This is a genomic window from Yoonia rosea, from assembly GCF_900156505.1.
Lineage (GTDB): Bacteria > Pseudomonadota > Alphaproteobacteria > Rhodobacterales > Rhodobacteraceae > Yoonia > Yoonia rosea.
Window position 1 is genome coordinate 1,754,996 of sequence record NZ_FTPR01000001.1, and the last position, 23,446, is coordinate 1,778,441.

Consider the following 23,446-nt stretch of genomic DNA (forward strand, 5'->3'; position numbering starts at 1 on the left):
GTTAAACCGCCCGCGAGATTGGCACATTGCAGTGAGAATGGCCATGTATTTCTTGCTAGAGTAGGACAAATTCAGAAAGGAGCCTGCCATGCCGCGCGATCATTCAACAGATGTCCGTCACCAGATTGACTTGTCCATGTATCAGGATGAAGACAGCGCCGTTGAAGCGCTTGTTGCGTCAGCCCAGCTGACACCGCAAGACCGCGCGCGGATTTCCAAACGCGCGGCAGAGCTTGTCACCCAAATTCGCAACAGCTCTGATCCCGGCCTGATGGAGGTCTTTCTGGCTGAATACGGCCTGTCCACCGATGAAGGCATCGCGCTCATGTGTCTGGCCGAGGCGCTCTTGCGCGTGCCGGACGCCGATACGATGGACGAGTTGATCGAGGATAAGATCGCCCCCTCTGACTGGGGCAAGCATCTGGGCCATTCCGCCTCATCACTGGTCAATGCCTCGACCTGGGCCTTGATGCTGACAGGGCGCGTGCTGGATGATGAAAAGCCTGGCATGACCCGCCATCTGCGCAGTGCCATGAAACGTCTGGGCGAACCTGTCATCCGCACAGCAGTTGCCCGCGCGATGCGCGAAATGGGCCGGCAGTTTGTGCTGGGCGAAGATATCGGCAAAGCGATGAAACGCGCACAAGGCATGCAGGAAAAGGGCTTTACCTATAGCTATGACATGCTGGGCGAAGCCGCGCGGACGGATGCCGACGCCAAGGGTTATCACCTGTCCTACTCGCGTGCGATCAGTGCGATTGCCGACCACTGCAAGTATGACAGCGTTGCGGAAAACCCCGGTATTTCGGTGAAACTCTCGGCCCTGCACCCGCGTTATGAGGTGGCCCAAGAGGCCCGCGTCATGGAAGAGCTGGTGCCGCGTGTCCGTGCACTGGCGCTTCTTGCGAAATCGGCCGGTATGGGCTTCAACATTGATGCGGAAGAGGCCGACCGCCTCTCGCTCTCGCTTGATGTGATCTCTGCCGTGTTGTCCGAGCCCGCTTTGGCCGGTTGGGATGGTTTCGGCGTTGTGGTGCAGGCCTACGGCCAGCGCGCGCCTCTGGTGATTGACTGCCTGTACGAGATGGCCACACGGCTTGACCGCAAGATCATGGTCCGGCTGGTCAAAGGCGCCTATTGGGACGCCGAGATCAAGCGTGCACAGGTCGAAGGCATAGAAGGCTTTCCTGTCTTCACCGCAAAACAGCACACCGACATCAGCTACATCAGCAACGCCCGCAAACTGCTGCGCATGACGGACCGGATCTATCCGCAGTTCGCCACGCATAACGCGCACACTGTCGCCGCCATTCTGGACCTTGCCCAGCAATTGGAGCGCAGCAGCAACGACTACGAATTCCAGCGCCTGCATGGCATGGGCGAGACACTGCATTCCATCGTGCTGAACGCCGAAAAGACCCGCTGCCGCATTTACGCGCCCGTCGGCGCGCATGAGGACCTGCTGGCCTATCTGGTCCGCCGCTTGCTTGAGAACGGTGCCAATTCGAGCTTTGTGAACCAGATCGTCGATGAAGACGTCCCTGCCGAAGTCGTCGCGGCCTGCCCGTTCGACTATGCAGGACAGCGGCCTGCGTTAAAGACCGGCCCGGAGCTCTATGAACCCGAGCGTGTGAACTCGAAGGGATGGGATCTGACCCATACGCCTACGCTTGCAGAGATTTTCAACAGCCGGACCGTTTTGCAAAATGCCAAATTCAAAGGCCACGCTTTGACCACGGCCGCCCATAAATACCCCAAGGCGAAACTGCAGAACGCGCAACCGGTCAAAAACCCCGCGATGCCCGGAGATGTGGTTGGACAGGTTCAGGTCGCGACCGAGAAAGAGATTGCCACCGCCCTTGATACCGCCACCCCTTGGCAAGCGGATGTCGCAACGCGCGCTGAGATCCTGAACGCCGCCGCAGATGCCTTTGAAGCCAATGCAGGCGAGCTTTTCGCCATTCTGACGCGCGAGGCGGGCAAGTCTTTGCCTGATGCGGTGGCAGAATTGCGTGAAGCGGTGGATTTCCTGCGCTACTACGCGGCACAAGCCACCAGCCAGCAACAGGCACGCGGTATCTGGACCTGCATCAGCCCTTGGAACTTTCCGCTGGCGATTTTTACCGGCCAGATCGCAGCAGCACTTGCTGCGGGCAACGCTGTACTGGCAAAACCGGCCGAGCAAACCCCGCTGATTGCGACCCGCGCAACAGCCTTGCTCCATGACGCAGGTGTACCGCCCAGCGCGTTGCAACTGTTGCCCGGTGGGGGTGACGTCGGCGCGGCGCTGACAGCGGATGCGCGCATCAATGGTGTGGCCTTCACCGGCTCGACCGCGACAGCGATGAAGATCCGCAGCACGATGGCGGCCAATTGCGCCCCGGGCACACCGCTGATTGCAGAAACAGGTGGTTTGAACGCGATGATCGTGGATAGCACCGCCTTGCCCGAACACGCCGTGCGCGACATTATCAATGGGGCGTTCCAATCCGCCGGTCAGCGGTGTTCGGCGCTGCGTTGCCTTTATGTGCAAGAGGATATCGCCGATAACCTGCTGAAAATGCTCAAAGGTGCAATGAACGAACTCAATGTAGGCGACCCCTGGCATCTGTCCACAGATGTGGGCCCCGTCATTGATGAGGCCGCCTATACCGGCATCGCAAACCACATCGCGCAAGCCGCCAGCGAAGGCCGCATCCTGCATCAGATCAAGGTGCCCTCTACAGGCTATTTCATTGCCCCCACGGCAATACGGATTGACGGTATTGCGGACATGACCAAAGAGATCTTCGGTCCGGTTCTGCATGTGGCAACCTTCAAGTCATCCGAACTGGATGACGTCATCAATGCCATCAATGCCACGGGCTATGGTCTGACGTTTGGTCTACACACACGCATCGACGACCGCGTGCAGACGATTGTCGAAAAGGTTCACGCCGGCAACATCTATGTCAACCGTGACCAGATCGGTGCAATTGTGGGCAGTCAGCCCTTTGGCGGCGAGGGCCTTTCAGGGACGGGTCCAAAGGCAGGTGGCCCCCACTATCTGCCCCGCTTTGCCGCACGGCCTGCACCACAGACAGAAACGACCTGGTCCGCAGCTGCCGACATGAAGGCGCTGAAAAAACGTCTGGCAGAGGCAATGGCCCCCGCACCGGCCAAACCTTCCGATCTGCCCGGCCCAACCGGCGAATCCAACCGCCTCAGCACGACGGCCCGTGGCCCGATCCTTTGCATGGGGCCGGGTGCGGATGTCGCGCAAGAGCAGGTGGCCGCCGTGAAGGCGCTGGGTGGCATCGGGATCAGCACCGAGGGCGCTTTGACGGCCTCGCAACTGAGCGAGATTGCAGAGCTGGGTGCCGTGATCTGGTGGGGCGACGCCCAGACCGGGCGGGCGCTTGAGACAGCTCTGAGCACGCGTCAGGGCCCGATCACCGCGTTGATTACAGGAATGCCCGATGCCGCGCATGTGCTGCATGAACGCCATGTCTGCATTGATACGACCGCAGCGGGCGGAAATGCCGCACTTCTGGCCGAAGTTGCGGAGGTCGCCACCCCAGCTTTCTCTTGACCGCTGGGGCGGCTTCGGGGACGGTCGCGCTATGTTTCCAATTCGCGACCACAACCCATCCGAGCGCACGCCTTATGTGACCCTTGTATTGATCGCGGCGAATGTCGCGATCTTTCTGGCGGGGCTTGTTCTATTTCAGGATCAGCGGGCCTTGTCGCAGCTTTACTATGACTATGCCTTGCTGCCGATCCGCCTCTCGAACGGGGAGAATTACACCGCACTGGTGACGTCGATTTTCCTGCACGGCGGCTTTATGCACCTTGCAGGAAATATGCTGTTTCTGTGGATATTCGGCGATAACCTCGAAGACGAAATGGGGCATATCCCGTTCCTGATCTTCTATCTTGTCTGCGGCATCGCCGCATCACTGGCGCAGTACGGGGCAGACCCTTATTCTACCATTCCCACAGTCGGCGCATCAGGCGCGATTGCAGGGGTCATGGGCGGCTATCTGCTGCTGTTCCCGAAAGCACGGGTCGATATCTTTATCTTCTTTATCGTGTTCTTCCGCATCTTGCCGATCCCCGCGTGGATCATGCTGGGGCTCTGGTTCGTCATCCAGCTGTTCAGTGGCATCAATGTTGATACGTCAAACGGCGGCGTGGCCTATTGGGCGCATGCGGGTGGGTTTGTGATCGGAGCCATCCTCACGGTCCCGCTTTGGATCAAGCGAGGGGCCACCCTGTTTTGGCGCCAAACACACGGGCACCCACCCCACCCCGAGGCGGAATATACCCGCAGCAATATTCCGATTGTGCGGCGTTAGGCCTTGCGAATGACTTTCGCGAAAGTCTCGAAAATAGGCTCGTTAGCACAGATCAACTGACCATCGGCGATCACATCACCTTCGGGGTTGATGGGCTCAAGAATACCGCCCGCTTCACGAACAATGATGATCCCGGCGGCAATATCCCACGCATTCAACCCACGTTCCCAAAATCCTTCGTAGCGGCCGGCGGCTACATAAGCCAAATCCAGCGCCGCAGCGCCAAAGCGACGGACACCCGCACAAGCCGGCAGAATGCGCGCAAGATCCTGGATCGTTTCCGGCAGATCGGCACGGCCTGCAAAAGGCAGGCCTGTGGCGAAAATGCTTTCAATCATCCGATGGCGGCCGGACACGCGCATCCGGCTTTCGTTCATCCAGGCACCGCCGCCTTTTTCAGCATAGAACATTTCATCCTTGACCGGGTCGTAGATCACGCCGGCCACAATCTGGCCCTTATGCTCAAGCGCAATGGACACGGCCCAATGCGGTAATCCGTGCAGAAAATTCGTCGTCCCGTCCAGCGGATCAACGATCCAGCGGCGGGTGGGATCTTCCCCCTCGATTTCTTTGCCCTCTTCGCCCAGAAAACCGTAGGAAGGGCGGGCGTGCATCAGCTCTTCCATGATCATCGCTTCTGCGGCCTTGTCGGCACGGCTGACAAAATCGCCGGGGCCTTTTGTGCTCACTTGCAGGTTCTCGACTTCGCCAAAATCCTTCAGCAAACCGCGGCCTGCTTTGCGGGCGGTTTTCATCATCACGTTTAGGTTTGCGCTGCCAGCCATCTGCGAGGTCCTTCATAGGGGATCAAGCGCGGCGTATAGGCCGTCGGGCTAGGCGGAACAAGAGGCAAGAGGCTTTCCGCTGTATTCACGTAATCTGGATATTTTAACGGCTTGTTTGCCGATTGCTTGCATAAACGCCCGCAGTGACGAGTGGGACAGCATGCAACCGCACCTGATTAATCATTTCCTGCATCAAACGCAGATCGTTGGCCATATTTCTGGTCGCGACTGCATAAAACGCGCCGGTGTGGCCGTGTTGATGACTGGCATCTGCATCAATGCTGGATTCTGGATGCAGGCGGTCATCTTGTTGTCCTTCACCGCCGTTTTAGAGCTTATCTCCTACCCGCTGAACAAACGGGCCTCAAAAATCGACTCCCCTTTACGGCTGCGTTCGGGCCTCGCTGTGTTCTTCGTTAATTGGCTGGCAATGTTGCCGTATTCGGCTTTCGGGTTGATTCTGTCACAAAGCGACAGCGTACCCTACGTCGTCACCGGATATGTGTGGGTTTTCGGGGTCAGTGTTCACGTCAGCAACACCTTCGGCTTGCTTCCATTTTATAATTGGAGCCAGATGCTCGTCGCCTTTGGCGCTATGTTTCTGATGCACCTGAACCTGCTGGACAATCCTGCCTTCGCGCAAGACGCGACCGCATGGTTGCTGACCTCAATTCTGACAATCGTGTATATCTCGAACACCCTCGATACGATGAACCTGCAAAAAGACACGAATCAAGCACTTGAGCGGGCGCGACAAGAAGCCAATGCGCGCCTTGCCGATCTTGAGAAGCTTTCGCGCAGCGACAGTCTCACCGGCTTAATGAATCGGCGCGCCTTTGATGAAGTCGTGCAAAGCATGATGACCCAGCATGCCAATAAACAGGGTGTGACCGTCTTTTTGATTGATTTGGACGGCTTTAAACCCATCAACGACAGCTATGGACACAAAGCTGGTGACGCCGTGCTTCTTGCGATCGCGTCAAGGCTCAACTCGCTGGCTGTGCGCGGCGATCGTGTCGCGCGTGTGGGGGGTGACGAATTCGCCTTAATATCAGCGAATATTACGTCCTTGAAACAGGCTAAGGCCTTCGCGGACAAACTTGTGAACACGTTACGCGAGACTATTCCTTTCGAGCAAAAACAGCTTGATGTGGGCGTTAGTATCGGTATCGCGCGTCAGGGACCGGCAGCAACGACGCCGCCGGAGCTGCTCTCGGGTGCGGATCAGGCCATGTATCGTGCCAAGCAGGATTCAAACAAGAATGTCATGATCTATGACAAGAACGCGTTTCCTGTACGCCCCACGTTGAAGGACCGTGAGATTCTGATAGCCGCGATGCACAACGGAGAGATCGTGCCGTACTATCAACCCAAAGTGCGGATCGACACCGGTGAAATCATAGGGTTTGAGGCATTGTCACGCTGGGAACATCCGCAGCGCGGTCTCCTTGCCCCATCCCATTTTTTGCCCATGATCAACGAGTTGGCGTTGCAAGGCAGCTTTATGGCAAGTACCGCTGAACGCGTGCTTCAGGACCTTGCCCAGATGAAGCAAGAGGGGCTTGATCCCGGACAGGTTTCAATCAACATGTCCGAGGTCACGCTTGCCACCCTGCTGGGCCGTAAAGAACTTTTTGCGATAATCGACCGTTATCCCGAACTGCGCCATCATCTGACATTCGAGATCACCGAAGACATCTTTCTTGCGCGTGCGGGTGAAATCATGCGTCGGTCGATCCAGCTCTTTCGCAATGCAGGTGTCCGTATTTCGCTGGATGATTTTGGGACCGGCTACGCCTCGCTTCAGCACCTCAAGGAAATGGAGTTCGATGAACTCAAACTCGACACCGGCTTTGTGCGCGATTTGGGAATTGATCCCGCCGCAAGAGTGCTGATTGAAGGGCTGCTGACGATCAGCAGGGGACTCAAGGTCGACCTGATCGCGGAAGGTGTCGAGACCGAACAACAACGCAACATGCTGCGCGATATGGGCTGCAAATACGTGCAAGGATATTTCTATGGCGCTGCAATGCCGTTTCGCGAAACCTGTTTGCGCCTGGATGCACGCGGGCAAGATCTGATCGCACCCAAGGGCGTCACATCAGCGGCCTAGGCGCGCTGCATTTTCACGGCTTCCTGTCGGGCAAGACGGATCAAATGGGCCATGAAAGGACGGCTCGTGTCCTCTGCACGCGTTGCCGCGTAAAGACGGCGCGTGATGCCCTGTTGCGTCAAAGGCCGCGTGACGTAATCCGAATTAAAACGCACCTGCCTGACAACCCAATCCGGCAGAACCGCAACACCGCGGTTAGAGGCCACCAAAAGCAAGATGACGGCGGTCAGTTCGACCTGCCGCACTGCTGCGGGTTCGACTTTGGCGGGTGTCAAAAGCTGCGAAAAAATATCAAGCCGCGCGCGATCAACAGGATAGGTAATCAAGGTCTCACCGCGAAAATCCTCGGCTTCGATCACGTCCTTTTGCGCCAAAGGATGATTGGCAGCGGCCACGAACACGGGCTCGTAATCAAATAGCGGTGTGAAATCCGTCTCTGGCAAATCCTCGGGATCGGAAGAGACAACCAGATCAACCTCTTCCTTGCGCAAGGCAGGCAAAGCATCAAACGCGAGGCCGGGGCGAATATCGACATCAACCTCTGGCCAGGCTTTGCGGAACTGCTCCAACACAGGGAACAGCCATTCGAAACAGGCGTGGCACTCGATCGCGATATGCAATCTGCCTGCACTGCCCGCCACCAGACCAGAGAATTCGGCCTCCAAGGCCGCCACTTGTGGCAGGATCTGCTCGGCTGCGGCGAGCATCTTCATCCCTGCGGCAGATAGTTTCAACGGCTTTGATCGCCGCACGAAAAGTTCGACACCCGCCTGATCCTCGATCCCCTTGATTTGATGCGACAGAGCCGATTGGGTAATGTTCAACTGGTCCGCCGCCCGCGCAAGCCCGCCGGTGTCATGGATGGCCTTGATTGTCCGCAGGTGTCGAAACTCGATATGCATATATGAGGCGTCCTCATGACCTTGGTGAAGTTTATGAAATTGCGTCAACTTCATACTGATGACAAAAGATCATGGCAAGCAAGAGGTGCATCATGTCCAAGCCGAACGTTTCCTTCGAATTCTTCCCCCCCAAATCCCTTGAGGGGTCTTTTCGTCTGTGGGATTGCGTCAATACGCTTGCCCCCCTGGACCCCACTTTTGTTTCCGTGACCTATGGTGCCGGCGGTACGACCCGCAAACTGACGCACGAGGCCGTCACGACAATCCACAAAACCAGCGGTTTGAACGTTGCGGCGCACCTGACATGCGTGGACGCGACACGCGCCGAGACCTTGCAGATCGCAGAAGACTACGCCGCGGCAGGTGTGCGCGAAATCGTGGCGCTGCGCGGCGACGCCCCTAAAGGTGCTGCGAAATTCACTGCCCATCCCGAAGGTTTTGACAGCTCGGTCGCGCTGATCGAGGCATTGGCCAACACCGGCCAGTTCACCATCCGCGTGGGCGCCTATCCCGAAAAGCACCCCGAAGCGACCGACCACGCCGCCGATATTGCCTTCCTCAAGCGCAAGTTTGACGCTGGCGCGACCTCTGCCATCACGCAATTCTTCTTTGAGGCCGAGACGTTTTTCCGGTTCCGTGACGCCTGCGTTAAGGCAGGCATTGATGGCCAGATTATCCCCGGGATCCTGCCGGTTGAAAATTGGAATGGCACCCAGCGCTTTGCAAAACAGTGCGGCACGCATATCCCGCAGGTGATCCATGACGCGTTCGAGAATGCCACCCGTGATGGCAGCACCGAACTCTTGGCAACCGCCGTCGCAACAGAGCTGTGTGATGACCTGCTGCAAGGTGGCGTTGATCATCTGCACTTTTACACACTGAACCGTCCCGAATTGTCACGTGACGTGTGCCATGCGCTTGGGGTGACGCCAAAAGTCCGGTTGCAAAACGTAGCCTGACGCGCCAGCTTCGGGCGAAAAATTGTCCGGAGCGCCAATGTTTACTGCCACCACACCTGAAGAAATGCCCGATCTTGAGACAACCCTGTCCATGTCGGGCCTTGAATTCATGCAAGCAATGCAGGACGGCCGCATCTCGCGGCCACCGATCTCGGCTTTAATGGGGTATTCATTGGAAGCCGTGGAGAAAGGCCAAGTCACCTTCCGCGGCAAGCCCGAATTCCAGCACAGTAACCCCGCGGGCGGTGTGCATGGCGGGTGGTACGGGACGTTGCTTGACAGCTGCATGTCCTGCGCCGTGATGACGATGACGCCCAAGGGCTCTGTCTATACCACCTTGGAGTATAAGGTTAATCTGGTCGGCGCTATTCCGATAGGGGCCGAAATACTCGCCACGGGGATCATCGAACATGCCGGGCGCTCTACCGGGGTGGCGCGGGGCGAGATCCGCGATGCGACAACAGGTAAGCTTTATGCCACCGGCTCAGCCACTTGTCTGATCATGAAGCTGCGGGGCGACTGACACAGACGCTCCGGCATCGCTGATGGTTTCATGCAGGCGTTCCGAGCGATCCTGTCCCACAATACGCCTGCGCCGCGACAGAAACACTTTGGCCCAGGCCCGCCAATTTCCGATAGACGGGGCAGCCGGATCTTGCGCGAAGCGCCCGCGCCAGCCTTCGGGAAAAGGCACCCCGCACTCTGACAAACGCTCCAGCATCCACACCAAGGGGATGTTGGCCAAAGGCCGCGATGCGGGGTGCTGCCAGACCTGCCCACCCACGTCACCATGATTGCCGCGAAACCAGACTTGCTCCACATGGCCGGACCAGCCGTCGGGAAACTCCCACATCACAGGGGCATAGGCCTGGCGGGTCTCATCAATCGCCAAGGCGTGAAAGCCGTTGCGAATATGCGGGCCAAGCGCGTGGTTGTGGAAACTGTGCTGTGCTTCCGCCCAGCGCCAGATGATCGGCAACCGCAGGCCCAGCGCTTTGACCGTATCCCAGACGGCGACCGCTTCAACTTCGATGGACGGATGGCAATAAAGTGACCGGAACGCATCTACCGTCTGGCTTTGTTCACCGCTGCGGTAGTGACGGTAGGCTTGGCGGATCGTCCTGACGGTGGCATGTTCGGACCGGACCAGCCCAACCATATCAATGACGCCAGCCAGCGAGCGCACGGCATATGCCCCCCTTGAATAACCGACAAGAACGATCCGGTCACCGGGGCGATACCGCGAGGCAACGACGCCATAGGCGCGCTCGATCTGCCGATTAATCCCTTTGCCGGTCATCACGTCCCAGGTTCCTGCCCAGTCACGCCATTGGATCCCGGCCTCGTAATGGACAGTCACATTGGCGGTGCGTCCGACCTCACACAAGAGTTTGAACGTCAGCCCCGCGTTCGTTTCGCAGCCCTCGGCAAGTGACGACATTGTCCCGTCAAGGATAACAACATGAATAGCAGGCCCACGCTTGCGCACGGCCCCTTCTTCGCTGCGTGGGCCCCTGTCAAAAAGCCCGAAGAACCAATCACGCAGCTGCACGCGCATCCTTTGCTTTCCGGATCGTTTCCCAGACACGGTGCGGGGTGAACGGCATTTCCACCTCGCGCACACCTATATCCCACAGCGCATCCAGCACAGCATTCGCCATTGCGGCAAGCGCGCCAACAGTGCCGGCTTCACCGCAGCCTTTCATCCCCATGGGGTTATAGGTTGACGGCACGCATTCAGTTGAAAACCTGATCATAGGCAGATCATCCGCGCGCGGCATCCCGTAGTCCATAAAACTTGCTGTGAGCAGCTGGCCATCCGCATCAAATACCACCCGTTCGGTCAGCGCCTGACCAATGCCCTGCGCCACACCACCATGCACCTGTCCTTCGGCCAGCATCGGGTTGATCAGATTGCCGAAGTCATCAACAACGGTATAGCGGTCGACAGTGACAACGCCGGTTTCAGGATCAATCTCGAGCTCGACCACATGTGCCCCGTTCGGAAAACTGCGGTTGTCGAGTTTGATCGTCGCCGAATGGCGCAACAGATCATCGCGCCCAGCAGCCCGCGCCAAATCCGCCACCTCAAGCATTGTCGGCGTCAGGTTCGAGCCTGCGATCCGGAAGCGTTCATCATCAAAGCTGACGGCACCGGCATCGACACCTTCGGCATCTGCAAGAAAAGCGGTAAAACCCTCAAGTATCACATCAACCGCTGCCAGTGTTGCCGTATTCTGCACGGTGACCGAACGCGACCCGCCCGTCCCTCCGCCTGTGGCGATACGGTCGCTATCGCCCTGTACGACAGTAATCTGGCCCGCAGGAATACCGGTCTGGTCCGACAGGAATTGCGCATAGACTGTTTCATGGCCCTGCCCGTTGGACTGGGTGCCGACATAGATTGTGGCACCCTCGGGCGTAAATTCGACGGCAGTTGTCTCGGACGGATTTCCAAGGATACTTTCGATATAATAGCAAAGCCCCAGCCCACGCAGTTTGCCAGACTTGGCCGATGCTGCCTTACGCATAGCATAGCCTGCGCGGTCGGCCTCGCGGCCTGCACTGGCCAGAACCATCGCGAAATCACCCACGTCATAGGTGACCCCTGACACGGTCGTGTAGGGAAATTTGTCAGGTGCGATGAAGTTCTTTTCGCGCAAGACCCATGGATCAACACCCAGCTGCCGTGCCGCCTCATCCACAGTCCGTTCCAGCACGAAAATCGCCTCGGGCCGTCCGGCACCGCGATAGGCATCAACGGGTGTTGTATTGGTATAGACCCCCCGCGTGCGCATGTAGGCGGTCTGTACGTCATAGGTGCCCATCAGGACCTTGGAAAAGAGCTCGGTCTGGATGTTTTGCGCAAATTGCGAATTATACGCACCCATATTTGCAATCGTATCAAGCTGATACGCGGTGATGCGATAGTTATCATCAAAGGCAAGTGTCGCCGTCGAGATCAGATCACGGCCGGCATTGTCCGACAACATCGCCTCGCCCCGGTCCGACATCCAGCGCACAGGGCGGCCGAGGACGCGGGCGGCATGGGCGACACAGAACGGCTCGGGATAGCGCATGGCCTTCATCCCGAAACCGCCGCCCACATCGGGCGTTGTCACACGGATATCGGCAGGATCAAGATTGAAGTGCCGCGCCAGATCGCCCTTAGGCACCCAAACCCCCTGCCCGTTCAGCGCCACATGCAAACGCCCGTCCGCAACCTCGGCATAGCATCCGCGCGGCTCGAGCGCGTTGGCAATAATGCGGTTGTCCATCACGTCGACGGTGACGACATGCGCGGCCTCTTGGATGCGCGCCTGTGTGGCGGCTGCATCGCCAAGCTCCCAGTCAAACGCCAGATTTTCGGGCGCCTCCGCATGGATGGCGTCACCCCCAACCGCCAAAGCGACATGCACCGGCAGATCATCAATTTCCATGAGGATCACCTCGGCGGCGTCTTTGGCGGCCGATAAGGTGTCAGCGACGATCATAACAATGGCCTCACCCACATGCCGCACACGGCCCCGCGCAAGCAGAGGGCGCTCGGGTGCGGCACCCCGCGATCCATCACGGTTCTTCACAGTTGATCCGGCCAATCCCAAAACCACACCGGCCGCCGCAAGGTCATCGGCCGTTACAACGAGATGGACGCCAGGCATCGCGCGCGCCTCATCGACATCAAGCGTCGTGATCTCGCCATGGGCGGTGGTAGCCCGCAGGAAATATGCGCAGAGCGCGTCCGGCGGCGCAACGTCATCAACATAGCGGCCCTGACCGGTCAAAAACCGCTGGTCTTCAACCCGTGTCACCGATTGGCTCTTGCCGAATTTTTCCATTGCTGCACCTCGCTTGCTTGATGCAAACCCTAGCGGTCGATCGGTCCAAGTCCAGCGACAACCGCGAAAAGCCACTTTTCAGCGGGTAAGGTGGGTTTCAACCCACCTTACTCTTCCCCTCACCCCATCAGCGGGTTATTTGCGCAGCAAACACAGCAAGGACCAAACCGATGCCGATGGAAAAGACATTCGACGCCAAGACAGCAGAACCCCGCCTTTACAAAATGTGGGAAGATGCAGGCGCTTTCAAAGCAGGCGCCAATGCCAGCCGGGACGAGACCTTTTGCATCATGCTGCCACCCCCCAATGTGACAGGGCACCTGCATGTCGGCCACGCCTTCAACCATACCATCATGGACATGCTGACCCGCTGGAAGCGGATGCAGGGGTATGACACGTTGTGGCAGCCGGGGCTGGATCATGCGGGTATTGCCACGCAATTGATGGTGGAAAAAGACCTCGCCGCCAAAGGCCTGCCAAAGCGTACCGAGATGGGGCGCGAGAAATTCCTCGAGAAAGTCTGGGAATGGAAGGCCGCCAACGGTGGGCAGATCGAACAACAGGCGCGGCGCTTGGGCGACAGTATGGATTGGTCCCGCTCGGCCTTTACCATGTCGGGCGCCGAAAGCGCGCCTGCGTCCGAGAAACCCGGCAATTTCCATGACGCTGTGCTGAAAGTCTTTGTCGAGATGTACAACAAGGGCCTGATCTACCGCGGCAAGCGGTTGGTTAACTGGGACCCGCATTTCGAAACTGCGATTTCCGACCTTGAGGTCGAGAACATCGAAGTCGACGGCCACATGTGGCACTTCAAATACCCGCTGGCCGGTGGCGAGACATATGAATACGTCGAGAAGGACGAAGACGGCAACGTGACCCTGCGTGAAACGCGGGATTACATTTCCATCGCCACGACCCGCCCCGAAACCATGCTCGGCGACGGCGCTGTGGCCGTGCACAAGGATGACGAACGCTATGCGCCCATCGTTGGCAAGCTCTGCGAAATCCCTGTTGGGCCGAAGGAACAGCGCCGCCTGATCCCGATCATCACTGACCCCTACCCTGACCCCGATTTCGGCTCCGGTGCCGTGAAAATCACCGGCGCGCATGACTTCAACGACTATGAGGTCGCCAAACGCGGTAATATCCCGATGTATTCGCTGATGGACACCAAGGGGAACATGCGCGCAGACGGCAAGCCCTACGCCGAAGAGGCCGCGATTGCCCAAGCCATCGCCAATGGCGAACAGGATTTCGACGAGGCGATGATCGCCGCGATGAACATGGTGCCTGAGGAATACCGCGGGCTCGACCGGTTCGAGGCACGCAAACGTGTGGTTGCGGATATCACGGCAGAGGGTAACGCGGTGATGACCACGGAGATGGTCAAGAATGACGATGGCGAAGAGGTTGAAACAATCGTGCCTTACGTCGAGGCGAAGAAAATCATGCAGCCCTTCGGCGACCGCTCAAAAGTTGTGATCGAGCCGATGCTCACCGACCAATGGTTCGTCGACACAGCCAAGATCGTCGGTCCCGCGCTTGATGCGGTGAAGGAAGGCCGCACCAAGATCATGCCCGAAAGCGGCGAAAAGGTGTATTACCACTGGCTGGAGAACATCGAGCCTTGGTGCATCTCGCGCCAGTTGTGGTGGGGGCATCAGATTCCGGTTTGGTTTGATCTGCAAGGAAATCAGTTCTGCGCGCCCAATGAAGCTGAAGCGATTAAGAAAGCCGAAGAATTCTACTCAGACAAATATCCTGGGCAGTCAGTAGATGTCCGAGTCGAAAATGTTGGGGATCAGCGCCTAAGTCCAGATGAAGCTGGTCGTCGGCTACAGGCAATTACTAATGTCGAAACAGGTTGGGTCGCGGATAAGATCGAAGGCAGACCCGGAACTCTTTCTGTCGAGCTAAGACGTGATGAAGACGTCCTCGACACATGGTTCTCCTCCGGCCTCTGGCCCTTCGGCACCCTCGGCTGGCCTGCCGAAGATGAGGCGATGAAATACTTCCCCGGCGACGTTCTTGTCACCGGCCAGGACATCCTGTTCTTCTGGGTCGCCCGCATGATGATGATGTCCGAGGCGGTCTTGGGGCAGGAACCCTTCCACACGGTCTATCTGCACCAACTCGTCCGCGACGCGAAGGGCGAGAAGATGTCCAAGACCAAGGGCAACGTGATCGACCCGCTGGATATGATCGACGCCTACGGCGCCGACGCCCTGCGCTTTTCCAACGCTCAGATGGCGGCCTTGGGTGGCGTGCTGAAAATCAGCGAAGACCGGATCAAAGGCTATCGCAACTTCGGTACCAAACTGTGGAACGCCTTCAGCTTTGCCGAACACTACGAAATCGCCTACCCCGGCGATGCGGCGCGGCCTGCGGCGACACAGACCCTGAACAAATGGATCATCGGCGAGACCGGCAAGGTGCGCGAAACCGTGGACGCCGCGATGGAGGCCTACCGCTTCAACGACGCTGCGGATGCGCTTTATGCCTTCACATGGGGCAAGGTCTGCGACTGGTATCTGGAGTTTTCCAAACCCATCCTGCAAGGCGATGATGCGGCGGCAAAGGCGGAAACCGAGCAGACGCTGCGCTGGGTGCTGGACCAATGCCTGATCATGCTGCACCCGATCATGCCGTTCATCACAGAAGAGTTGTGGCAGCAGGCGGACAACCGCGCCAAGATGCTGGTGCATGCCGAATGGCCGACCTACACCGCCGCTGATCTGGTGGATGCAGACGCCGATCGCGAAATGAACTGGGTGATTGATCTGATTGACAATGTGCGCTCTGCCCGCGCGCAGGTGCATGTCCCTGCCGGGGCAAAGGTGCCCCTTCTGGTGACGGGGCTAGACGACAAGGGCCAATCCGCATGGGACAACAACCATGTGCTGATCCAGCGCCTTGCCCGCATCGAGAGCCTGTCACATGTGGATGACTTTCCCAAAGGTTGCGTCACCATCCCAATGGCAGGTGGCACCTTCGGAATCCCGCTGGCCGATCTGATCGACGTCGGCGAAGAAATCGCGCGTCTGGAAAAGACGATGCAGAAACTGGGCAAAGAGCTCGGTGGTCTGCGCGGCCGTCTGAACAACCCCAAATTTGTCGAATCCGCCCCGGATGAAGTTGTCGCTGAGGCGAAAGCCAACCTCGCCCTGCGCGAAAACGAAGAAGCCCAACTCAAGGCGGCCATCGCGCGCCTACAAGAGATCGGCTAGGCCAAACAGGGGGCGGCCGTGTCACTGCCCCCTGACTTTCCATGTCTCTTCAAACTTCCGCCGGAGGCAATCCTCAGGGCACCACACGCTCAACAGCGCGCATCATTCCCAAGGCCTTGTCATAAACCAGCGTTAAGATCCGCCGCCCGCCGGCCTTGCCTGCGACCTGCGGGACAGTGCGCACCGCAAGAGCGGCCCCGGTACTTGCCAAAAATCCGCGTCTACTCATTTTCATCGGGGTCACTCCTTTTTGCGAACCATTCTCATATATGAACGCTTGCGCAGAATTCAAGCAAACGATTATCTGGCCCCATGACAAAACCTGCCCTTACCCCCCTCGCAGAAAGCCTGCCGGCCTCGGTCCCATTCGTCGGACCCGAAGCGCAAGAGCGCCAGATGGGCCGCACTTTTACAGCGCGCCTTGGCGCAAATGAAAGCGCCTTTGGCCCCTCGCCCAAAGCCATCGCAGCCATGCAAAAAGCCGCAGGCGAGGCGTGGATGTATGGCGATCCCGAAAGCAATGACCTGCGCCATGCGCTGGCCGCACATCACGGGGTTCAGCCTGAAAACATCATGGTCGGCGAAGGCATTGATGCGCTCTTGGGGCTTCTGGTCCGGCTTTATGTTGGCGCAGGCGACGCCGTCGTCACCTCGGCAGGGGCCTATCCAACCTTCAATTACCATGTCGCGGGTTTCGGCGGGAGGCTGCACACGGTGCCTTACAACGGCGATCATGAAGATCCCGACGCGCTTATTGCCAAGGCAACCGAAGTATCGGCGAAACTGATCTACATTGCCAATCCCGACAATCCGATGGGCAGTTGGCACAGGGCAGAGGTAATCCAGCATATGATCGACCGCCTGCCCTCTGGCTGTCTGCTGGTTCTGGACGAAGCCTATATTGATCTTGCCCCTGACGGCACAGCACCTGCGATTGATCCGGATGCGGCAAACGTCATCCGTATGCGCACCTTCTCAAAGGCGCATGGTATGGCCGGTGCGCGTGTCGGCTATGCGATTGGGTCGGCAGAGGTGATCAACGGCTTCAACAAAGTGCGCAACCATTTTGGCATGTGCCGGATCAGTCAGGAAGGCGCGTTGGCCGCATTGCAAGATACCGGTTGGCTCTCGCACGTCCGCCAAGAAGTTGCACAAGCCCGCGACAGAATTGGCGCGATTGCCCAAGCGCATGGTTTACATCCACTGCCCTCAGCCACCAATTTTGTCACGATTGATTGTGGTCATGACGGCGATTTTGCCCGCGCCGTTTTGGCCGCTCTTGTTGCAGAGGGCATCTTTGTGCGGATGCCTTTTGTCCCCCCGCAGGACCGCTGCATCCGTGTCAGTTGTGGCACTGAAGCACAGCTCGATGCCTTTGCGCAGGCCCTCCCAAAGGCGCTGGCGCAAGCACACGAAAAATTAAGGTGATTTTTATTTTGGGCTGATTATTCTTCCGCAATCACAGAAGGATAAATCATGTCGCAACACCGCCCAATCCAAGCCGTCGAAGACTATACCGATGCGTTTCTGGGGACGCTTTGGGTTTTCTTGTTCATGGGCTTTTGGGTGATCGCGGCCGCCGTAGGTTACCTTTGGGTCGCCGCCACCGCCTACGCCCTTCTTCAGTTCGTCAAATGGATCGACCGCATCAAAAACGGCTAGGCACGCGCCGCAATGGCCTGTGCGGCGGCAGACAAGGCACCTTGCCCGTGCGGAATATTCAAGGCGTTTAACCCGGCCTCAATCGTGCCCAGCGCGCCCATGATCATATGGGCGTTCACATGACCCATGTGCCCCACCCGGAAATAGGCATCAGCCGGCGACCGCCCCAAACCGATCCCCAGCGTCAGACCACATTTATGTTCACACCAGTGGCGCAGCGCATCCCCGTGGGGCGCGCCGATACTGACAGATGTCACCGCATGTGAGCGATGTGCAGGGTCCGCGATATTCAGGTGCATCGGCCCCTCGGTCGCCCAATGGTCAAAAGCAGTCCAGATGACTTGCGCGAGCTTTTCATGCCGCGCGAAAACGTTGTCCAAACCCTCAGCCTTGATCATGTCAAGCGCTGTGCGCAAACCATAGAGGTGGTGCGTCGGAGCCGTGCCATCGAAATACTGAAAGTAGAACTCGGGGTTCGTGCGCGGCCGCCAGTCCCAATAGGTTGTCACACGGTCACCACGCGCTGCATCGGCTTTGGCATTGAACCAGACAAAACTGATGCCTGCTGGCGTCATCAAACCTTTTTGGCACCCCGCGACCATGACATCCACGCCCCATGCGTCCATTTCAAACCGGTCACACCCTAAAGACGCGATACAATCTGCCATCAGCAGCGCCGGATGCCCGACGCGATCCATGACATCCCGCAGGGACGCAATATCGTTTTTGACGCTGGTGGATGTGTCGACATGGACAGCAAGAACCGCCTTGATCCGGCCCTCTTTGTCCTTGGCCAAAACCTCTTCTACCTGTGCAAGGCCAATCGGTGATTGCGCGCCATAGTCGATGGTCTCGACCTTTGCGCCCAGCCCCGCCGCCATTTCCCCCCAACCGATGCAAAACCGCCCTGTCGCCAGCACCAGCACGGTGTCGCCAGCCGAGATCGTATTGGCAAGGGCCGCTTCCCAAGCGGCGTGGCCGTTGCCGATGTAGATCGCCACATCGCTGTCTGTCATCGCAATCTCTTTGAGATCGGGCACGAGACTGGCGGTCAACTCATGCAATTCACCCTCATAGATATTGGGCGAGGCGCGGTGCATTGCGCGCAGGACTTGATCAGGAATGACGGACGGACCGGGGATGGCCAGATAGGCACGGCCTTGGGATAGCGACATGTTCGGGGGCTTTCTATATTTCTGGGCAGGACCTTAATACGGCGCAGTGCAACGTCAACCTTGCCTTGCTTGCTCTATAGCCCCATTTGCGCGTAGACGAGAGACAGCAGAGTTCGCAAAAGGCCCGTGATGCCCCCTCCTACCCCAAAATCCGGCTCCGAAAAGCAGCAGTCTGCCACCAAACTTTTTCATTGGCTCTGGCGCGATTATTTGCGCAAGCATAAATGGCTTCTGGCCGCGGCCGTTGCGTTGATGATGATCGAAGGGTCAATGCTGGCACTGATCAGCCGCATGATCCAACCGATGTTTGACGATGTCTTCGCCCAAGGCGACCGGAACGCGCTCTACTTTGTCGGCTTCGGGATCATGACGATCTTTTTCGTTCGCGCGCTCACATCCTCCTGCCAGCGCATCTTGTTGCAATGGATCAAAGAACTCGCGTCGGCTGCCATGCGCAAACACCTGCTGCGGCACATGATGTCACTCGACAGCGGCTTTTTTCAAATTCACCCGCCCGGGCAATTGATCGAACGCGTGCAAGGCGACGTATCTGTCATCAACTCGGTCTGGAGCAGTTTGCTGACGGCCGTCGCGCGCGATCTGGTGTCACTGATCGGTTTGCTTGCTGTCGCGATCTGGATCGACTGGAAATGGACCTTGATTGCCATCGTCGGCATCCCGCTTTTGATCCTGCCATCCATTCTTGTGCAGGCCTATATTCGTCGCCGTTCACGCAGTGCACGCGAAATTGCAGGCAATGTCTCGACCCGCCTCGATGAGGTGTTTCATGGCATCAACCCGATCAAGCTCAATGCCCTCGAAACCTATCAGGCGAAACGGTATGACGCGCTGATCCAGAAGGGTGTTACGGCAAGGATGCGCACGACAGCGGGCCAAGCGGCGGTGCCTGCCTTGATTGATATCATGACAGGGATCGGGTTTCTGGCCGTCCTGCTTTATGGCGGGTCCGAGATTATCGACGGCGAAAAGACCAACGGTGAATTCATGGCGTTCTTTACGGCCATGTCGCTTGCTTTCGATCCGTTGCGCCGCCTTGGCCTCATGAGCGGGCAATGGCAGATGGCTGCTGCGAGTGTCGAGCGTCTGCAATACGTGCTGAACTTGCAGCCGACGATCCTGTCACCGGCCCAAGCCAAAACGGTTCCACACAGCGCCCCGGCGGTCGCTTTGGACAATGTATCCATGAACTATGGCGATCTGCCTGTCTTGCGCGGGGCCAGCTTTACCGCTGAAGCGGGCAAAACCACCGCACTTGTCGGCGCATCGGGGGCCGGCAAAAGCACCGTCTTTAATGTACTGACCCGTCTGGTCGAACCACGCGAGGGGGCCGCGATGGTCGCGGGCATTCCGATCGGCGACTATGATCTGGCCGACCTGCGTAGCCTGTTCTCTGTCGTCACCCAAGATGCCGCCCTTTTTGACGAAACCCTGCGCGATAACATCCTGCTCGGCCGCGAAGGCGTGGACGAGGCGCATTTGAAATCTGTTCTTGATGCAGCCCACGTCAGTGACTTCCTGCCGTCCTTGCCCAACGGCCTCGATAGCCCCGCCGGACCACGCGGATCAAATCTTTCGGGTGGTCAACGGCAGCGTGTGGCCATTGCGCGCGCGCTCTTGCGTGACACGCCCATCCTGCTGCTGGACGAGGCGACAAGCGCGCTGGATACAAAATCCGAAGCAATCGTGCAGCAAGCGCTTGAAAGGCTTTCGACGGGGCGAACAACCCTGGTCATCGCGCATAGGCTCTCGACGATCCGCAACGCGGATTCAATCGTGGTCATGGACCACGGCCGCGTTGTTGATCAGGGCGACCACGAAACGCTTTTGGCACGAGGCGGCATTTACGCAGACCTGCACCGCCTTCAATTTTCGCAAGAGGAGAGCACAGAAGATGTCTGACCGGACCGTCCTTTCGATTGGTGGCGATGATCGCGTTTCTTTTTTGCAAGGTTTGGTGACGAACGATGTGAAACGTGCCGATGGTGCCATTATCTACACGGCACTGCTCACACCGCAGGGTAAATTCATTGCCGATTTTTTTGTGATCGGACAGCAGGACCGCCTGCTGATTGATGTTGCCACATCCCACGCGCAGAAACTCGGTCAGCGGCTTATGATGTACCGGTTGCGCGCGGCGGTGACGGTTGAGCAGACTGATCTGGTTGTGTCACGCGGCACGGGCACCGCACCCGAGGGCGCTTATACCGACCCACGCCATGACGCACTTGGGTGGCGCGCCTATGGCGATACAGATATCAGCGACGAAACCGATTGGAACGCGCTCCGCGTCGCAAACATGATCCCCGAGACCGGCATCGAACTCGACGATGAGACCTATGTCCTGGAAGCTGGCTTTGAGCGTCTGCACGGCGTGGACTTCAAAAAAGGCTGTTTTGTCGGGCAGGAAATTGTTGCGCGGATGAAACACAAAACGACGCTGAAGAAGGGTTTGGCGCTCGTTTCTGTCACCGGCAAAGCCGCCCCGGGTGATCCGATCACGTCTGACGGAAAACCGGTGGGTACATTGCATACGATTGATGGCGATAAGGCGATCGCATTTCTGCGCTTTGACCGGGCCGAAGGCCTGATGCAGGCAGGCGAGGCAACCCTCACCCGCCTGAAGTAGTTTTAGGCGCGTTCGGCGTATTCGAACGTTTCAGTGTTCACCACGATATCTTCGTCCTGACCGACGAAAGGCGGGATCATGACGCGCACACCATTGTCGAGGACCGCAGGCTTGAAGCTGTTGGCGGCTGTCTGGCCCTTCACGACAGGCTCGGTCTCAACGACTTTGCAGACAACTTTCTGTGGCAGGCTGACGTTCAGCGCCTCTTCGCCATAGTATTCGATCTTGACCATCATACCGTCCTGCAAGAACGGGCGGCGGTCGCCCAGGATATCGGATGGTAATGCAATTTGTTCATAGGTGTCGCTGTCCATAAATGTCAGCATATCGCCTTCTTCAAACAGGAACTGCTGGTCCTTCTGGTCCAAGCGTACACGTTCGACCTTGTCGGCGGACCGGAAACGTTCGTTCAGCTTGCGCCCGTCGCGCAGGTTCTTCAGTTCTACCTGTGCAAAGGCACCGCCCTTGCCGGGCTTGACGTGATCTACTTTTACAGCGCCCCAGAGACCGCCCTCGTGTTCAAGGACATTGCCGGGACGAATTTCATTACCGTTGATTTTAGGCATGGGTCTAGGGCTCTTTAGATTGTTAACAAAGGTTGAAAGGTGTCAGCCACAGCCTATATCCAGCCTGTGGGGACCTGGCAAGTTGATCCAAACGTGTTCTCTTTTTGGGGCGCAAGCCATGCACTTATTGCATACCTGCCATTCCAAAAGAGAACCCCCGAATCGGATCAAAACGGGCATAAGGGCCCCTACGCGGGAACTACAAGAGCAAAAAAAGGAAATATGATGAGAGATTTCGTCGACGGTACAGCCTTTAATAACGAACAAGGTAACCGTGCCCGCAAACTCTTTGCTGCCGTGGTACTGGCAGCTCTCGACGATGCTATTGCAGATGACAAGAAATATGGAAATGGTCCAGAGCAGATTGCACGCTGGGCGCGGTCACGTGATGGCCGTGAAGTATTGTCATGTGCGGGGATCGACCCGAACGAGCGGGTTGTAAGCGGTTTGATGGAATTCGTGGGTAAAGGTGTGCGGACATCCGTGGCACTGTCACGCGAAGAAAGCGAACGCCGCAATGCAGCCGAGCAAGAGGCACGTGCTGCCTAGGTTTAGAGCAGCAGTTTTGCGTTAAAGACGCGGCCCAATGGGCCGCGTTTTTTGTTTCACGGCCCTGCAAACATGATCGCGAAGAGAACAAAGGGGGCGAATTCACTCAGCCCCAGCAACGCAATCAACCCGCGCATCCAAGGGCCCCGATAGCGTCGCCAAAGAATACCGCAACACAACAGCGACAAGGCCACCTCGACCGCACCGGCGATATTGCCGTAGTGCTGTGGATCCCAATAGCTGACGGGACTCTGAAAGACCCAATTGCTCACGGGCCAGAAATGCGCGCGCGCGTCATCGTTGTGCAGCAAAAAATCAAACCCGAGATGCAGCAGCGCAGCGCCACAGAGCGCGATCAACACCGGTGCGCGGTAGAGCCCCGCAAGCGCGAGTGCGATCCCCCAGATGATAAAGGAATTGTCGATCCGAAAGATGCTTTGCCACGCGGCCGAATAGTAAAGCTGGCCAAAAACGATATCGGGCGACGTACCCAAAAGCAGCAGGTGCCAACCCGCCAGCACGTAAAGCGACAGGTCAGGGATCAAGGCGCCAGCAAAAGCCGCCCCTGTGATTGCAGGCCGCCCTGCCTTGCCAAAGGCGGTTAGTCCGAAAATCAGATGCGCTGGTGTGTTCATGCTCTTTCCCCGCGCCCCTTGCGCCCCTATGAAGTTAGCTAAAGGAGCAC

General features: G+C 57.9%; 19 protein-coding genes. 11 read left to right on the forward strand and 8 right to left on the reverse strand.

Features of this window, described 5'->3' with window-relative positions; translation table 11 throughout:
- The first annotated feature begins 88 nt into the window (after positions 1-88).
- On the forward strand, positions 89-3,571 hold the full coding sequence (gene putA, locus B0B09_RS08760) for a bifunctional proline dehydrogenase/L-glutamate gamma-semialdehyde dehydrogenase PutA (protein WP_076659239.1): 3,483 nt from the start codon (positions 89-91) through the stop codon (positions 3,569-3,571).
- A gap of 31 nt (positions 3,572-3,602) precedes the next feature.
- On the forward strand, positions 3,603-4,337 hold the full coding sequence (locus B0B09_RS08765) for a rhomboid family intramembrane serine protease (RefSeq protein ID WP_076659240.1): 735 nt from the start codon (positions 3,603-3,605) through the stop codon (positions 4,335-4,337).
- Here B0B09_RS08765 and B0B09_RS08770 read toward each other — a convergent pair.
- Positions 4,334-5,122: an inositol monophosphatase family protein gene (locus B0B09_RS08770; protein WP_076659241.1), complete on the reverse strand. Its 789-nt coding sequence runs from the start codon at positions 5,120-5,122 to the stop codon at positions 4,334-4,336. The genes B0B09_RS08765 and B0B09_RS08770 overlap by 4 nt on opposite strands.
- Before the next feature lie 160 nt (positions 5,123-5,282).
- On the opposite strand from B0B09_RS08770, the gene B0B09_RS08775 reads away from it, so the two are divergent.
- Positions 5,283-7,235: a putative bifunctional diguanylate cyclase/phosphodiesterase gene (locus B0B09_RS08775; protein WP_076659242.1), complete on the forward strand. Its 1,953-nt coding sequence runs from the start codon at positions 5,283-5,285 to the stop codon at positions 7,233-7,235.
- Here the strand turns inward: B0B09_RS08775 and B0B09_RS08780 are convergent.
- Complete coding sequence (locus tag B0B09_RS08780) at positions 7,232-8,137, reverse strand: LysR family transcriptional regulator (protein WP_076659871.1); 906 nt, start codon at positions 8,135-8,137, stop codon at positions 7,232-7,234. The genes B0B09_RS08775 and B0B09_RS08780 overlap by 4 nt on opposite strands.
- 92 nt (positions 8,138-8,229) lie before the next feature.
- On the opposite strand from B0B09_RS08780, the gene metF reads away from it, so the two are divergent.
- Positions 8,230-9,096: a methylenetetrahydrofolate reductase [NAD(P)H] gene (gene metF / locus B0B09_RS08785; RefSeq protein ID WP_055294211.1), complete on the forward strand. Its 867-nt coding sequence runs from the start codon at positions 8,230-8,232 to the stop codon at positions 9,094-9,096.
- A 37-nt stretch (positions 9,097-9,133) separates the two neighbouring features.
- Positions 9,134-9,619 carry a PaaI family thioesterase gene (locus B0B09_RS08790; RefSeq protein ID WP_076659243.1) on the forward strand — a complete coding sequence of 162 codons (486 nt, stop codon included), beginning with the start codon at positions 9,134-9,136 and terminating at the stop codon, positions 9,617-9,619.
- On the opposite strand, the gene B0B09_RS08795 is transcribed toward B0B09_RS08790, so the two are convergent.
- Both B0B09_RS08795 and B0B09_RS08800 read right to left on the reverse strand, forming a co-directional pair.
- Positions 9,581-10,648, reverse strand: a complete 1,068-nt coding sequence (locus B0B09_RS08795; protein WP_076659872.1) for a T6SS phospholipase effector Tle1-like catalytic domain-containing protein — start codon at positions 10,646-10,648, stop codon at positions 9,581-9,583. The two genes, B0B09_RS08790 and B0B09_RS08795, sit on opposite strands and share 39 nt — an antisense overlap.
- Positions 10,635-12,935, reverse strand: coding sequence for a xanthine dehydrogenase family protein molybdopterin-binding subunit (locus B0B09_RS08800; RefSeq protein WP_076659244.1), 2,301 nt, complete (start codon positions 12,933-12,935; stop codon positions 10,635-10,637). Before B0B09_RS08800 ends, B0B09_RS08795 begins: the two co-directional genes overlap by 14 nt.
- 170 nt (positions 12,936-13,105) lie before the next feature.
- On the opposite strand from B0B09_RS08800, the gene B0B09_RS08805 reads away from it, so the two are divergent.
- A complete protein-coding gene (locus B0B09_RS08805; RefSeq protein WP_076659245.1) occupies positions 13,106-16,162 on the forward strand; it encodes a valine--tRNA ligase in 3,057 nt (1,018 codons plus the stop codon).
- Positions 16,163-16,235: 73 nt separating this feature from the next.
- Here the strand turns inward: B0B09_RS08805 and B0B09_RS08810 are convergent, their stop codons facing one another.
- Entirely contained in the window at positions 16,236-16,397 is a 162-nt protein-coding gene (locus B0B09_RS08810; RefSeq protein WP_076659246.1) for a Tat pathway signal protein, read from the reverse strand.
- Positions 16,398-16,474: 77 nt separating this feature from the next.
- On the opposite strand from B0B09_RS08810, the gene B0B09_RS08815 reads away from it, so the two are divergent.
- Both B0B09_RS08815 and B0B09_RS08820 read left to right on the forward strand, forming a co-directional pair.
- Positions 16,475-17,590: a pyridoxal phosphate-dependent aminotransferase gene (locus B0B09_RS08815; protein WP_076659247.1), complete on the forward strand. Its 1,116-nt coding sequence runs from the start codon at positions 16,475-16,477 to the stop codon at positions 17,588-17,590.
- Positions 17,591-17,638: 48 nt separating this feature from the next.
- On the forward strand, positions 17,639-17,824 hold the full coding sequence (locus B0B09_RS08820; protein WP_076659248.1) for a hypothetical protein: 186 nt from the start codon (positions 17,639-17,641) through the stop codon (positions 17,822-17,824).
- Here the strand turns inward: B0B09_RS08820 and B0B09_RS08825 are convergent.
- The gene (locus tag B0B09_RS08825; protein WP_076659249.1) at positions 17,821-18,999 is read right to left on the reverse strand and encodes a pyridoxal-phosphate-dependent aminotransferase family protein; all 1,179 of its coding nucleotides are present in this window, start codon (positions 18,997-18,999) and stop codon (positions 17,821-17,823) included. The genes B0B09_RS08820 and B0B09_RS08825 overlap by 4 nt on opposite strands.
- A gap of 129 nt (positions 19,000-19,128) precedes the next feature.
- Between B0B09_RS08825 and B0B09_RS08830 the strand changes: the two genes are divergently transcribed.
- Positions 19,129-20,919 carry an ABC transporter ATP-binding protein gene (locus tag B0B09_RS08830; RefSeq protein ID WP_076659250.1) on the forward strand — a complete coding sequence of 597 codons (1,791 nt, stop codon included), beginning with the start codon at positions 19,129-19,131 and terminating at the stop codon, positions 20,917-20,919.
- Positions 20,912-21,646: a CAF17-like 4Fe-4S cluster assembly/insertion protein YgfZ gene (gene ygfZ, locus B0B09_RS08835; RefSeq protein ID WP_076659251.1), complete on the forward strand. Its 735-nt coding sequence runs from the start codon at positions 20,912-20,914 to the stop codon at positions 21,644-21,646. Before B0B09_RS08830 ends, ygfZ begins: the two co-directional genes overlap by 8 nt.
- A gap of 2 nt (positions 21,647-21,648) precedes the next feature.
- Here ygfZ and efp read toward each other — a convergent pair whose 3' ends face one another.
- Positions 21,649-22,212, reverse strand: a complete 564-nt coding sequence (gene efp, locus B0B09_RS08840) for an elongation factor P (protein ID WP_076659252.1) — start codon at positions 22,210-22,212, stop codon at positions 21,649-21,651.
- Between the two features lie 225 nt (positions 22,213-22,437).
- Here efp and B0B09_RS08845 point away from each other — a divergent pair, with 225 nt between their 5' ends.
- Complete coding sequence (locus B0B09_RS08845; RefSeq protein WP_055294189.1) at positions 22,438-22,761, forward strand: DUF6280 family protein; 324 nt, start codon at positions 22,438-22,440, stop codon at positions 22,759-22,761.
- 56 nt (positions 22,762-22,817) lie between these two features.
- Here B0B09_RS08845 and B0B09_RS08850 read toward each other — a convergent pair whose 3' ends face one another.
- Positions 22,818-23,396, reverse strand: coding sequence for a cobalamin biosynthesis protein CobQ (locus tag B0B09_RS08850; RefSeq protein ID WP_076659253.1), 579 nt, complete (start codon positions 23,394-23,396; stop codon positions 22,818-22,820).
- Positions 23,397-23,446 lie beyond the last annotated feature (50 nt).

Coding starts and splice junctions, on each gene's coding strand:
- putA (WP_076659239.1), top strand. CDS start 89: ATGCCGCGCGATCATTCAACAGATGTCCGTCACCAGATTGACTTGTCC.
- B0B09_RS08765 (WP_076659240.1), top strand. CDS start 3,603: ATGTTTCCAATTCGCGACCACAACCCATCCGAGCGCACGCCTTATGTG.
- B0B09_RS08770 (WP_076659241.1), bottom strand. CDS start 5,122: ATGGCTGGCAGCGCAAACCTAAACGTGATGATGAAAACCGCCCGCAAA.
- B0B09_RS08775 (WP_076659242.1), top strand. CDS start 5,283: ATGCAACCGCACCTGATTAATCATTTCCTGCATCAAACGCAGATCGTT.
- B0B09_RS08780 (WP_076659871.1), bottom strand. CDS start 8,137: ATGCATATCGAGTTTCGACACCTGCGGACAATCAAGGCCATCCATGAC.
- metF (WP_055294211.1), top strand. CDS start 8,230: ATGTCCAAGCCGAACGTTTCCTTCGAATTCTTCCCCCCCAAATCCCTT.
- B0B09_RS08790 (WP_076659243.1), top strand. CDS start 9,134: ATGTTTACTGCCACCACACCTGAAGAAATGCCCGATCTTGAGACAACC.
- B0B09_RS08800 (WP_076659244.1), bottom strand. CDS start 12,935: ATGGAAAAATTCGGCAAGAGCCAATCGGTGACACGGGTTGAAGACCAG.
- B0B09_RS08805 (WP_076659245.1), top strand. CDS start 13,106: ATGCCGATGGAAAAGACATTCGACGCCAAGACAGCAGAACCCCGCCTT.
- B0B09_RS08810 (WP_076659246.1), bottom strand. CDS start 16,397: ATGAAAATGAGTAGACGCGGATTTTTGGCAAGTACCGGGGCCGCTCTT.
- B0B09_RS08815 (WP_076659247.1), top strand. CDS start 16,475: ATGACAAAACCTGCCCTTACCCCCCTCGCAGAAAGCCTGCCGGCCTCG.
- B0B09_RS08820 (WP_076659248.1), top strand. CDS start 17,639: ATGTCGCAACACCGCCCAATCCAAGCCGTCGAAGACTATACCGATGCG.
- B0B09_RS08825 (WP_076659249.1), bottom strand. CDS start 18,999: ATGTCGCTATCCCAAGGCCGTGCCTATCTGGCCATCCCCGGTCCGTCC.
- B0B09_RS08830 (WP_076659250.1), top strand. CDS start 19,129: ATGCCCCCTCCTACCCCAAAATCCGGCTCCGAAAAGCAGCAGTCTGCC.
- ygfZ (WP_076659251.1), top strand. CDS start 20,912: ATGTCTGACCGGACCGTCCTTTCGATTGGTGGCGATGATCGCGTTTCT.
- efp (WP_076659252.1), bottom strand. CDS start 22,212: ATGCCTAAAATCAACGGTAATGAAATTCGTCCCGGCAATGTCCTTGAA.
- B0B09_RS08845 (WP_055294189.1), top strand. CDS start 22,438: ATGAGAGATTTCGTCGACGGTACAGCCTTTAATAACGAACAAGGTAAC.
- B0B09_RS08850 (WP_076659253.1), bottom strand. CDS start 23,396: ATGAACACACCAGCGCATCTGATTTTCGGACTAACCGCCTTTGGCAAG.